Raw genomic sequence first — 13039 nt, 5'->3', positions numbered from 1 at the left:
AACCAACAGGGGAACGCCAGTCGAATATAATTGAACCAATTGCCGGGAACGGTCGGCAGACAAGTCGTCGCCGAATCTTAAAATCTATGTCATATGTCTGGGCAGCCTGATTGCAGTTACAAAAAAATACAGTAGTATTGCTTCCGAAGTTCTCGCCAATGCATGGGATGCAGTTTGGCCGCAAGATCAAGTAGTAGTGTGGCGAAAAGGAGTTGACGTGGCGCACGTCAGGTTGTTCAGACATTATATTCATATTCCGTTTATCATCCTCGGGCTGGTCGATTTCATAGTCCTTGCCTGTGCATTTGCCCTCGCGGTATTTTTTCGCTTTTTCGGCAATCTCAATTTCTTTGTAGATTCCCTCAACTTCGTCGCGCCGTCGGCATTGGTATTCGCCGGATTCAACCTCCTGGTTATGATGGCGCTCGGTGTTCACCAGTCCCGGGTGGATGAGGGCCTATCGGGCATGATGCTTCGAACCATCATGGCGCTGATCCTCAGTATCCCTCTTTCGTTAACGGCCTTCCTCATAGCGACCGATTGGCTTTGGTATCTGGGTGGTGATGGCGTTATCACGGCGGCCTCCGTCTTTGGTTTCTTTCTTCTCGGCATCTTTCGCACCGTGTTCTTCACGATCGTCGGGGGTGACGCGTTCAAGCGGGATATTCTCGTCCTGGGTGCCGGTTTTCGGGCAAAGCAGTTATTGGAAGATTTGCGCACACCTTTCAATCGTAAAGGTTTTAATCTTGTAGGATTCGTGCCGTTACCTCACGAACCGGTTGAAGTTCCCGCCCAGCATTTGATAAATCTCCCAGAGTCCTTGCATCGGTATATTCTCGATAAACCAGTCAGGGAGATCGTTGTTGCAGTGGACGACCGTCGAAAAGGTTTGCCCATGGAGGATCTGCTGGAATGCAAGATGGAAGGCGTGAATATCGTCGACGGGGCTGCATTCTACGAGCGTGAGTCGAGGAAGGTTGCGCTCGAAATGATTACTCATGGCTGGCTTGTTTTTTCCGACGGATTCACGGTCTCCACGGTCTCGGGCCTTGGTAAGAGGGCGTTGGATATCCTTACGTCTGCGATCCTTCTTCTTGCGGCCAGCCCACTTATGTTATTGACCGTACTGGCCATTAAGCTTGAGGATGGCCTCGCCGCGCCGGTGCTGTACAGTCAGGAGCGCGTTGGACTCAACGGGCATGTGTTCAAGGTCCACAAATTCCGCTCCATGCGGCCCGATGCAGAAAAAGGTGGCGCCGTATGGGCACAGAAGAACGATACGCGTGTGACACGCGTTGGTGAGTTTATCCGTAAGGTTCGGATCGATGAGCTGCCGCAAATATTTAACGTGCTCAACGGTACCATGGCATTTGTAGGGCCTCGTCCTGAGAGACCGATGTTCGTCGAGCAGCTTGCTGAAAAGATCCCGTTCTATAACGAGAGGCATCGTGTTAAGCCGGGTATCACTGGCTGGGCCCAGCTTTGCTTTGCCTATGCGGACAACGAAGAGGACAGCCGGGAGAAGCTTCGGTATGACCTTTATTACATAAAAAACCAGAGTCTTTTACTGGATCTGTTGATTATTATTCAAACAGTAGAAGTGGTATTGTTCAAAAAGGGTTCAAGATAGCTACTGGGTTACGGTACTAACACAAGGGTTCAACCCCTTATAACGCCGGGCTCGACGTCAGAGATCGTCTGAGCGCCGAGTTGGAACCGTAGCAACTCATTGACTCCAATAAAGCGTAGTGAGGAAGACGAATGGCAAGGATGTTAGTTGCTGCATTTGCAGTGGTAGCCGCACTTCTTTCCGGTTGTGTATCCACACCGGCCTCCTCGCCTGACAAGATTCGTCAGGCGCTGAATGTCGAAAAGCAGGGTGTAGAGCAGTACATCCTCGGCCCCACCGATGTTGTTGATGTTTCCGTATGGCGGAATCCGGACCTGAGTGTCTCTGTACCCGTGCGTCCAGACGGCCAGATTTCCGTGCCGTTGGTGGGCGACATTCGTGCGGCCGGCAGAACGCCCGAAGTCCTGAGTCAGGCCATTGAGAACGAATTGTCCCAGTACATTCGTGAGCCGCAGGTCAGCGTGGTGGTCACGGGTATGGGCAGTCACGAGTTCACCGATCGTGTGAGGGTGACCGGCGCTGTCCAGGCTCCCATGTCTATGCCATACCGCCAGGGCATGACGGTTATGGATGTCGTCCTTCAGGCCGGTGGAGCGAACCAGTTCGCAGATCTCGATGACGCCATGCTATATCGCACGATGGGTCAGGAGGCCGTAGCCATTCCGGTGAACCTGGAAGACATCCTTAATCGCGGCAATATCAAGACGAATTACCTTCTACAACCGGGCGACATCCTCACTGTTCCGGAGCGGGACTTCTAAAGCCCTTTCTGCTGGGCATCGCACCCTTGAGATAAAGGGTGTGATGAGGTGAGAAATTGATGATTCAAGAACAGTAACGGACTACCTGGACTACTGACATGGCACTTCCATTATCTAAACTGCCTGGTGAAATCATACGCGAAGTCGCCGATCGCAAATGGCTGGCACTGGCCGTGTTCGCGATCGTAAGTTTCGGCGTTCTCGCACTCGGTTTCATATGGCCTTACAAGTATCAATCGGAAGTGGTGATCTACGTCGACGACGAGAACATCATCCGACCATTGATGGAAGGCAGTGCCGTCACCACTGAAATCAATGAGCAGGCTTCAGCGGCGCAGCAATTGTTGTGGAGCCGGAACGTTATGGAGAAGTTAGCCCGGAATGAAGATATCTTCGGTGACTCCTCCTCCCTTTCTCAGGCTCAACTCGAGTCACGTGTTCAGTCACTAAGGCAGAACCTGAGTGTCAGCACTATCGGCGAAGACTACTTCGGTATCGAATACCGCTCTGAAAATCCCAGCAAGGCTTTTAAGATAGCGCAACAACTGGGACAGCTCTTTATCGAGGAATCCTCCAGGCGTAAGCGGGTCGAGAGCCGAAGCGCCTACGAGTTCATTGATAACCAGGTCAAGAGCTACGAGCGACAGCTGTCTGAAGTTGAAGGTCGTATGAAAAGTTTCCTCTCGGAAAACGTGGATGGGACCGAGAACGAAGCGAATAATCGTCTGGCCAATTTGCGTGGTCAGCTGGAACTGGCTCAGTTGGAGAAAAAAGAGCTGAATACCAGGGTGAACTCCCTGGAAAGCCAATTGCAGAACGTTAGCTCTACGTTTAGTCAGAAGCAGACGGTAGATTCCTTCCAGAACCGAATCTCGAACCTTCAGGACCAACTGGATACCCTCCGCACGAAATACCACGACTCGTACCCCGATATCGTCATCCTGGAGGAGCAGATCGCCGAGCTTAAGCGCCAACGCGAAAGGGCGCTTGCCAGCGGCGACGACCTATCGAGGACGGTGCAGGGGGAACAGATTGTGAACCCGCTGTATCAGGAGTTGAGTGCTGAACTGGCCTCGGTCAGGACGAACATCGCAGCGGTCGACACGCGCATCGAGTCTTTGCAGGCGTTGATTGGTGACCAGAAACAGCGCATGGAGCGAATCCAGGCTAACAAGGCGCAGTATTCCGATATCACTCGCGACATGGAGGTCAACAAACAGATTTATGACGACCTTCTGAAACGCCGCGAAAAGGCCCGGGTGTCCATGCACCTCGATGTTGAGGGTCAGGGTCTGAACTATCGTATCAACGAGTCCGCGCAGTATCCGCTCGCGCCCTCCGGGCCCAAATTCTTCCAGTTCGCCGCCGTAGGCCTGTTCCTCGGCATACTTGCACCCTTCGGGGCGGTTGCCGGTCTCTTGCAGGTGGATCCCCGTGTGCGGGTCAAGTCCCAGCTTGAAGAGGACGTGGGCCTCCCGGTCCTGGTTGAAATACCGAAAATAAGAACACCTTTCGAGAAGCGGCGCGATCGTCGAGTAACCCTTGCAGTGGGTATCAGTGCGGCGGTTGTGGCCATTGGATATATCGCGATTGCAGTCGCCTCTGTCATGGGAGTGTTGTAATGGCAGAATCTCCTTCAAATCGTGGATTCAGCCCGTCTAACGACGAGAATGCTGACTCGGATTCTGAGATTGATAACAACCGCGGGTTGACGTCAAAACGTCCGTCGGAATTGCGTCCCCGCTCATCAGAACTTAGCCCGTCCGATTCGACTGGCGACATGCCGGCGAGAAAGGATTCGTCCGGGGATTCGTACAATGAGTGGGACGACTCGCGTCTGCTCGTACCCAGTTCCCTGGAGCTAGGTGCCGGTGCCGTAGATAAGTACGTCATCAGTAAACAGATTCGGCGCATGCAGGAGCCGCGCAGGCTGACAAACGATGACCTGGATGAACGACGCATCATTTATCCGGAGTCTCCTGACCGCGACCTGGTTAACCGTTTCCGTAATCTGAGAACGAAACTTCTGGAAATTTCAGGCGGCAACAACTTTACGCTTGTCGTGACCGGGGCAGCCGAAGGTGCAGGGTCATCTTTCGCCGCACTGAATCTGGCGGCTGCCTTCGCCTTCGATCAGGCCAAGACCGCATTGATCATCGACTGCAACCTTCGTGAGCCATCGTTGCATACCATGCTCGACATGGCTCCCGAGTCCGGTTTGACGGATTTCCTCGACGAATCGGACTATGACATCGGTCGTATCATCTACCCAACGGGCATCCCCCGGTTACGCCTCATACCGGCAGGAAGCCGAAGGGAGTCGCCCAGCGAGTTCTTTACGTCCTTCCGTATGAAGCAGTTCCTCCAGGCCGTGCGCCGCCGGTATCCGGACCGTTTCATTATTCTCGATACCGCACCCATCACCGAAACGCCGGATGCTCGCATTCTCACCGAGCTGTGTGACTACTCGATGTTGGTGGTTCCGCATGGCAAGGTCACGCCGGCTGTGATCGAACAGGCGGCAGGCGCTTTTAATCCGGATAAGTTTGCCGGGGCTATTATCAATGGGTAGAAGCAAAGGATCAGGGACGATTCAGCGTCTCGCGTTAGCGTTGTCGGGCACGATAGCTGTGTCTTCGGTCTATGCAGAGCCGGTGCAGGTCAGGTTGGGCTGGGAAAACCGATTTAGCGATAACGTCAGGTTGTCTGAGTCTAATGAACAGAGTGATATCGAGTCCCGCGTCAATGTCGGTCTGAGTCACCATACTGATCCTGGTCAGTGCAGGTCAGATCTTGCAGCTGATCTGGGCTATGGCGTATACCTCGATGACACTTATGATCCGGAAACTTACGTGAATCTGGATTGGTATGGCAATTGTGAGTTGGCTGATCGGCTCTTTTGGGACGTATCCAACTCCACCCGCGATGTTATAGAAAATTCCAGAAGCGGCGCGACACCAGATAACACGTCCCGCCGCAATATCTTCAGGACTGGGCCACGCTATACCTTTCGGTTGAGCCAGCGGGACTATCTGAACCTATCGGCCGAATATGAGAACACCCAATACCAGGATTCAGATGAGTCCGATAGCGAAGGCGTCAACGGAACTGCAGCCTGGCGTCATCTGTTTTCGCAAACCCTGGCTGGCGGCCTAAGATTCACGGCGGAAAGAACAGAGTATGACACCGACGAAGAGATAACGATTGAAACGGCATCTGTTTTCTTTGATAAGGCCTTTACCACCACCCATGTGAGCGGTTCTCTGGGTGTTACCACGCTTGAGACCGACGAGGATGGTGATGTCCGGGAGTCCGATGGTCTCGTTGGCGATATCAGGATCGATCGTGAAATAACAGATAGTGCCTCATCCTATCTAGAGGCTAGCCACCGGATAACGGACGATACCTCAGAGTACGACTTTGAGTTTAATGGTGTGACGTACGATGTCGAACAGCGTACGGCAGTGGAAATCACGTCTATTCGGGTGGGCTTTCTCAAGCAGTTTGCGGATAGGTCCAGTATTAACACGTCTTTAGTCGCCTATCGATCGGATGAGGTTGAGACCGATATCCGCGAAGATAGGATTTCTCTCGACGTGTCTTACAGGCGACCAATTAACGTATTCCTTGATTTTACTGCTGGTTCCCAACTTGCCTATCTCACATACAGCGACGACGACTCCGAGGATCAGCTTATCAATCTAGACGTGGGGCTTCGATACCAGTGGGCGCGTGATTTGAGCCTGCGCGGCGAAGTTGGCCATAACCGCCGTTTGAGCGATTCAGGTGGTCGGGAATACGCAGAGAACTGGGTACTCGTCAGCATTGACTACCAGTTGCGATAGAGATCTATGAGCGCTCAGGAAGGAAAGATGAATCAACCGCTGAATGCGTTGACCGTAGACGTTGAAGATTATTTCCAGGTTGCCGCGTTGGCCGAAGCTGTATCTACGGACGACTGGGATTCGATGGAATACCGGGTCGAACAGAATACGGACCGGTTGCTTGAGCTTTTCGAACAAAAGCAAGTCAAAGGGACTTTTTTCGTGTTGGGCTGGGTCGCCGAGCGCTCGCCGGATCTGGTTAGACGCATCAAAGCAGGTGGGCACGAAGTCGCCAGTCATGGTTACAGTCATCAATTGATCTACAACCAGAAACCTGATGTCTTTAAAGAGGAAACCCGTCGCTCCAAGCGGATACTGGAAGACATCCTTGGCGAACCGATCCATGGTTATCGGGCAGCCAGCTATTCGATAACGGCGCAATCCAAGTGGGCACTGGATATCCTTTGCGACGAAGGTTTCACTTGGGACTCCTCGATCTTTCCCGTGCATCACGACCGCTATGGCATGCCGGGGACCCCTGAGAAGCCCTACTTGCTTGAGGCTCCTTCTGGTGGGTCGTTGAAAGAGTTTCCCCTTTCGACGTGTCCGATTGGAAAGTACCGACTGCCGATTGCCGGTGGCGGATATTTCCGGCTCTATCCTTATTTCCTAAGCCGCTGGGGATTGGGCAAGATTAACCGGGCAGGGGAACCATTTATCTTCTACCTTCATCCATGGGAGGTGGATCCGGGACAACCGCGCCTAAAGGTAAGCGCTCTGTCACGATTCAGGCACTACAATAACCTGTCGGTCTGTTTCGATCGCCTGCAGCAGCTGTTGAAAGACTTCCGGTTCGGTACGGTGAGTGAAGTGATGGATTCTCTGGATCTCGATTCTTCTCCCGTTAAGGTTTAACGCATTACCATGGCAGAGAATTCAGCGACGAGTGCCGCCAGTGATAATTTTCCTCCCCCTTCAAAAGAGCAATTAGATGCGCTCAAGGCCAGAAAGGGCCAATTGAGTCGGCAAGTTGGAGAAGCAAAGAAAAACGGACTCTCCGCCGATGACCTTATTGAACAGCTCAAGCAGGTTTCCGACGAACTCAAAGCGTTGCAGAAAGCCCAGAAGCAGACACTCAATCGGCAACAGGACGATGCCCAAAAAACCCAAGAAGCCCCGGCCGCGCCACCTTTTGTCGGCGCAAAAATCGAGTCCATAGTCCACCAGATGCTTGTGGATCCGCGAAGCACTGACAGGTGCGCCGCATGGGATCGCTATGTGGATGAGCATCCGGCGGGTACAGCCTACCATCGAATGGGGGTTCGTCGTTTTATTGAGAACACCTACGGGCATCAAACTCGCTATCTGTGCGCACTGGGTGAAAACGGCGAGATCGTTGGCGTCTTGCCGCTAGTCCAGCTGCGTAGTCGCCTTTTCGGTAATTTCGTCGTCTCCGTACCTTATTTCAACTACGGTGGGGTGCTCGCGGATAACAGAAGTGTGGCAGATCGATTGATCGAGGCAGCTTCGGGTTGGTCCGACTCCATTGGTGCCAGCCACGTTGAGTTCAGGCATATGGACCAATCACCGTTAGACCTGCCCGCGAGAAAAGACAAGATCACCTTCTGGCTCAATCTCCCCAAGACGTCCGACGACCTGTGGAATCAGTTCAAACCCAAATTGCGCGCGCAGATAAGACGGGCTGAGCGTGAAGAGCCGGAGTGGTACATCGGTGGGCTTGAGTTGCTGAATGATTTCTACGACGTCTTTGCAGCGAACATGCGCGATCTGGGAACGCCAGTCTACGGTAAGCGTTTCTTTCGTAACCTTATAGAGGAATCTGGGCTCACGACGCGACTGGTCGTCGTTAAGGTTGCGGGAAAGCCTTGCGGCTGCGCATTCCTACTGGGCTATCGGAAACGTATGGAGATTCCCTGGGCATCGACGTTGCGAGAATTCAACTCATCTAGTATTAACATGTATATGTACTGGCGAGTACTTGAATTTGCCATTGAGCAGGGTTACCGCATGTTCGATTTTGGACGTTGCACTGAAGATGCCGGTACCTATCGCTTTAAGCGCCAGTGGGGCGCTGAGCCCCTGCCTATGCGATGGGATTACAAGATGGCGCCAGGAGTCTCCATGCCCGGACTTAACCCGGACAACCCCAAGTTCCGACTGCTCATCGCAATCTGGCAGAGAATGCCGGTTTGGCTGACGCGTATCCTCGGTCCCGGTGTCGTGAAGAGTTTACCGTGATGAGTTTGTTCCAATCTGATGCTTGGCAAAGTGCTTGGTGGGACACATGGGGGCGACAATACAATCTAACCGCGATTAGGTCCTGGGCAGGGGGGCGTAGTGGCCTCTACCTCTCCAAATACTTTCTCAAAGGTGTCATTCCGGTACGCTCCCTGGAGTTCGTTGGTTGTAACTATCGAAATGTTCGCTCAGTGCGCACTGAATACAATTCGTTGTTTTCGATGGCAGAGGACCAGAACGAGCAGTCTTTAGCCTTAACCCGGCTATTAAGTGAAACAGAATGGTCGGAAGCTATTTTTAGCGATTTATTGGAACCGTCGGACGATATATCTTTCATTTACAACGTGGCGAACTCCAACGGATGGCTCATCAGACAGGCCAAGTCTGATATGGCCTGGAGCGTCGATACCACCGGACTCTTCAAAGATTACCTCAAATCTCTAGGGCCAAATACGCGACTGAGATTATACAATCGACGTCGTGTATTGGAGTCTCTAGGAAAGATCACTATCGAAGATCTATGGCAGCAAAAAGGCGGGCTCGAAAAATTTTTCGAGTTAATCGAGGGTTTTCACAAGGCTCGCTGGGGAAAACCCGCGTTCAGGGAAAAGTCTCGGGAGTTTCATAAACGCTTTCTTGAACGAATAGTGTTGGAGGGCGGGCAGCCGTTACTGACTGTCCTGAGCTGTGAAGGAGTGGCTATTTCGCTCATTTATAATATTAAATACGGGAATCGTGTTTATAATATTCAAAGTGGATTTAAAGAGAATTATCATAAAAAGCTCTCGCTTGGCATTCTTCATTTAGGATACGCCATTGAAGATGCGTTTAGGGACCCCGAAGTTAAAGTTTTCGATATGCTTGCTGGTGAAGGGAAAAAGCAAAATTACAAGCAACATATCGCCACTGATCATTATAATTTAGTTTCCCTAATGGTTGTCCGGAGTGAGTTGCTCAAGAGCCTGTATAGGATTAAAGATAGTCAGTTCAAGAAGCTTGTGGATAGTTCCGCATTGTAAGAGGCGAACTTTGTGTAGTGCTCAGCGGCAGAGCATTGTTAGCCGTTGAGTAGTCTATGGGATAACCGGATTGCTCGGTGGAGAGGAATGGCGAGCCAAAAAATTATGTTTAGGAAAAATTGGCTTCACCGACGCGATTGGTAAAAAAATCGAATGAGTCTTAAACGGCACGAACGGTTTCTCATCGTTGAGTTTCTATCTGTGCCGCCAATATGCTTGCGAGGTTAACGTGGAAAAGCACATGCCGGCTATTGTTTTGGCAGTTGGGCTGAATGGGCTGGGCGCAGTTAGAAGCTTGGGTGTGCGCGGCGTAACCGTTTATGCGGTATGCAGTAGCAACGATCGTAGTATTCTTCGTTCCAGATACCTCGTTGGTAGCCACATCGTTCCTGCGGGAGAGGATTATGAAACGAGGCTGTTTCAGTTTCTGATCAGCGAGTACCCGGGGGGCGGCGTCCTCGTACCTACAACCGACCAAACCGCAGAGTTTCTGCAAAATTATAAAAGCACGCTTGTCGAAAATGGTTTTCGATTTCTAATTCCTCCCGACGATACCACTCGGGTGCTCAACGACAAACGCCTTGAAATCGAATTCATCGAGTCTCTTGAAGTGCCTTGCCCGAAGTCGATCACCAGGCTTGCTGACGACAATTTAACGCAAAGCCTGAGCTTCCCAGTTATTGTTAAGCCACGGCGCTTTGACGGTTACAAAGTTATAAATGCCAAGAATGTCATTTTGGAGGATAAGAATGGCGCTATTGATTTTCTCGATAAGTACTCCGATAACCTTGACCTGTTTATCGCGCAGGAAATAATTTCTGGTGATGACGAAAACCTGTGGGTGTGCAACTGCCTATTCGATCAGAATTCTGAACTGGTAAGTTGTTTCACGTTTAATCGTCTTGGAACCTCACCATCACATTATGGTGTGACAACCAGCGCAATAGGAACGCATAACCCTAGAGTCAAGGAGTTGGTAAATCTAATCGGTAAACAAATAGGGTATATCGGTCCTGCGATGTTTGAGTTCAAGCAGGATGAATTCAGTGGTGAATATCAATATATCGAAATAAACCCGCGTCTGGGAATGTGCAACTGGTTCGACACGCAGAGCGATGTAAATAACGTTTATAACTATTACCAACTAGCGTTGGGTTTTCAGGTCAGCGGCGCTGGGTCCAACCCAAGTCAATTGGAAAGAGGGTACTTGAACTTTTTCTCGGATCTTTATGCCCGAGTCGAGGATCGACAGGGCTTCTTCAGCATACTTCGTGTTTTTGTTCGGATCTTGGCGAAAAGGCCCGTCTTTGCAATGTTCTATATACATGATCTTCGGCCAGGAATTGTCGGCATATCCGGCGGCATAGCGATGGGGTATCGTAGGCTGAAAAAAAAGTTAAGAATTTAGCGGTTCGTCATCGATACAGAGTGTATGAATTGCTGTCCTGCTGAGTCCGCCTAATATCTCGCAGGCGAGTTCAGTCAAGTTGGTGCTTCAGTGGATGAGCCAGTTCTTTGTCAACGGATTAGTTAGATAGTGGGAATGAAAATGAACAGCAAGGACATTAAGCGTTATCTAGGTGGCATGGTGTTCGGTCTACGCCTACATAGATTTTTTTTCCGGGACAAGGCTGTTATTGCCGTATTTCATCGTGTAAATAACGATATTGCCCAAAACCCCATTACATGTGACGTAGAGTTATTCAGAGAGTTTTGCGCTTTTTTCAAGCGATACTTTAATGTAATAAGTTTGTCGGAACTGCTGGATAGAATGGAATCAGGTAAATCGATATCGGGTTGCCTTGTTGTTACTTTTGATGACGGGTATCTGGATAATTTTGAAAATGCCGCTCCGATATTAAAAGAGTTTGATATTCCTGCCTGTTTTTTCATAGCAACCGATTTTATTGGAACTCAGCGTGTTCCTGATTGGGATAAAAAATGGGGAGTGGAGTCGGAATGGATGTCGTGGGAACACGTCAAGTCATTGAGCAATGATGGTTTTGAAATCGGCGCACACACGAAAAACCATATCGATCTTGGGGTTGTTGAAGGGGACGAGGCGCGGGATGAAATCCAAGAGTCTCGCCTAGCCCTTGAGCGTCAACTGGGGAAAGATATCGATCTTTTCAGTTTCCCGTTTGGAAGGGAAAGCCAGTTCAGTGAGAGCAATCGTAGCCTTGTTAAAGAACTCAGATTTCGTTGTGCCCCCTCGGCATACGGGGGTATTGTTCGTTCGAACGCTGATCCATTCCGTATGCGGCGTCATCCAATTTCCCCTTGGCATGAATCGGTTTGGCAGTTCGGTTTTGAGCTGTTGCAAGAGGGGTAAGCTGCCTAACGCAGCGATCTCAGGTACTGCTTCAGTTCGACCCAAGCCGGCTTAATGTCAGAAAGGCGATTGATTTCATGCTTTTGTCCATGAAATCTTATCGAAAGAAAAGAGAGGATGCGCTGTAACTTTTTCCGAATGGGATGAGAGCTCTTTATGAAGATGTAAAGGCTGTCCAGATCACCCAAAAGCCACCGCAAACGCTGGTTGTCTCTGTAAGCATTGAGGGCAACGGATGGACGCTTTAGGTGTAGATTGGCGAGCATCAGCGGAAAGTCGACGCCAGCGTCTATTGCGAGTTGGAGAGAGCCCCAGAAGCGCGTGTTAACTTCCATGAGGTAGGGATTGCCCTCATCGGAAACTCGAAACTCCACCATTGCGACGCCATGCCAGTCGACCGCGCCCAACAAGCGTTCGGCGACTGATCTCAGGTCCTCTGGTACGGGAATGCTGCGACTAAGAACACTTACGCCTCCCTCCGGCGGCTTCTCGCGAAGACGTTGGTGGGCGAAAAATTGGACGGGCGTTCCATTATCATAGATGCAGAAGATACCGCTACCATGGCCAGGTATGAATTCCTGTAACATGAAGGGCGCATAGTCCAGATAGTCCATATCGCTGACAATTTGATCCCAATCTGCTGCGTTCTTAGCGATTCGAACCTGGGTGTGGATCCAGCGGCCCTCCCGGTAGATACGGGATAGGGCGGGCTTAATAACAACAGGAAACGTCAAACGATCAACCACGACCTGATCGCGCGAATGGTAGACCTCGCTCTCGGGTATCGCTATATCGAGCTTCCGCGCGAGCTCCACCAAGGTAACTTTGTCAGCCAGTGCCATGACGTTCGAGTAGGCCGCGAAAGGTAGCTCGACGTGGGGCAACTCCTTCTGGAACATCAGCAGGAGTTGGCTGGTGACCTCGGTCGTCGGCATATAAAGATCAAAATGGTGACTGGCCGAGAAGTTTCGTATCCAGTTGATGAATTCTTGTGGTTGTTGATTAGGATCAGGATACCGGTAGTATGTCTGGCTGTAACGGGAGGCGCCCGCCAAAGCGTAAGCGACCGAATCTGCTGAGCTGATCTGGTACTGGCTTGATTTTCCTAAAGAGCGAGTTACCGCCAAAGCGCTGCGTTGATTGGCATCCAGCACTAATACTTTTGGCTTGTCGCGATCCATTCGCGTTGTCTCCTTACATCGAGTTCCGAGCTT

The 13039-nt window shown here is 51.0% G+C and carries 11 protein-coding genes; 10 read left to right on the top strand and 1 reads right to left on the bottom strand.

Going from position 1 to position 13039, the window contains the following annotated elements; all coding sequences use genetic code 11:
- Positions 1-217 precede the first annotated feature (217 nt).
- The 10 genes from RE428_RS13420 to RE428_RS13375 all read left to right on the top strand — a co-directional run bounded on the left by RE428_RS13420 (position 218) and on the right by RE428_RS13375 (position 11825).
- On the top strand, positions 218-1630 hold the full coding sequence (locus tag RE428_RS13420; protein ID WP_004582535.1) for a TIGR03013 family XrtA/PEP-CTERM system glycosyltransferase: 1413 nt from the start codon (positions 218-220) through the stop codon (positions 1628-1630).
- 131 nt (positions 1631-1761) lie between these two features.
- Positions 1762-2391: an XrtA/PEP-CTERM system exopolysaccharide export protein gene (locus tag RE428_RS13415; RefSeq protein WP_040882700.1), complete on the top strand. Its 630-nt coding sequence runs from the start codon at positions 1762-1764 to the stop codon at positions 2389-2391.
- A 98-nt stretch (positions 2392-2489) separates the two neighbouring features.
- Positions 2490-4013, top strand: coding sequence for an XrtA system polysaccharide chain length determinant (locus RE428_RS13410; RefSeq protein WP_004582533.1), 1524 nt, complete (start codon positions 2490-2492; stop codon positions 4011-4013).
- A gap of 158 nt (positions 4014-4171) precedes the next feature.
- Entirely contained in the window at positions 4172-4963 is a 792-nt protein-coding gene (locus RE428_RS13405; RefSeq protein ID WP_004582532.1) for a P-loop NTPase family protein, read from the top strand.
- Positions 4956-6236 carry a porin family protein gene (locus RE428_RS13400; protein ID WP_004582531.1) on the top strand — a complete coding sequence of 427 codons (1281 nt, stop codon included), beginning with the start codon at positions 4956-4958 and terminating at the stop codon, positions 6234-6236. Before RE428_RS13405 ends, RE428_RS13400 begins: the two co-directional genes overlap by 8 nt.
- Before the next feature lie 27 nt (positions 6237-6263).
- Positions 6264-7130 (top strand): XrtA system polysaccharide deacetylase, encoded by an 867-nt coding sequence (locus tag RE428_RS13395; RefSeq protein ID WP_004582530.1) that lies wholly within the window; start codon positions 6264-6266, stop codon positions 7128-7130.
- A 9-nt stretch (positions 7131-7139) separates the two neighbouring features.
- The gene (locus RE428_RS13390; RefSeq protein ID WP_004582529.1) at positions 7140-8474 is read left to right on the top strand and encodes a FemAB family XrtA/PEP-CTERM system-associated protein; all 1335 of its coding nucleotides are present in this window, start codon (positions 7140-7142) and stop codon (positions 8472-8474) included.
- Entirely contained in the window at positions 8474-9493 is a 1020-nt protein-coding gene (locus tag RE428_RS13385) for a GNAT family N-acetyltransferase (protein WP_004582528.1), read from the top strand. The genes RE428_RS13390 and RE428_RS13385 overlap by 1 nt, the downstream gene beginning before the upstream one ends.
- 241 nt (positions 9494-9734) lie before the next feature.
- Positions 9735-10901, top strand: coding sequence for a carboxylate--amine ligase (locus RE428_RS13380; protein ID WP_004582527.1), 1167 nt, complete (start codon positions 9735-9737; stop codon positions 10899-10901).
- A 141-nt stretch (positions 10902-11042) separates the two neighbouring features.
- Positions 11043-11825 carry a polysaccharide deacetylase family protein gene (locus tag RE428_RS13375; protein WP_169334081.1) on the top strand — a complete coding sequence of 261 codons (783 nt, stop codon included), beginning with the start codon at positions 11043-11045 and terminating at the stop codon, positions 11823-11825.
- A 5-nt stretch (positions 11826-11830) separates the two neighbouring features.
- On the opposite strand, the gene RE428_RS13370 is transcribed toward RE428_RS13375, so the two are convergent.
- Positions 11831-13006, bottom strand: coding sequence for a carboxylate--amine ligase (locus tag RE428_RS13370; RefSeq protein ID WP_004582525.1), 1176 nt, complete (start codon positions 13004-13006; stop codon positions 11831-11833).
- Positions 13007-13039 lie beyond the last annotated feature (33 nt).

The organism is Marinobacter nanhaiticus D15-8W (assembly GCF_036511935.1).
Taxonomy (GTDB): domain Bacteria; phylum Pseudomonadota; class Gammaproteobacteria; order Pseudomonadales; family Oleiphilaceae; genus Marinobacter_A; species Marinobacter_A nanhaiticus.
Note: the sequence above shows the minus strand (reverse complement) of the source record. Positions and strands in the feature narration are given on the sequence as shown.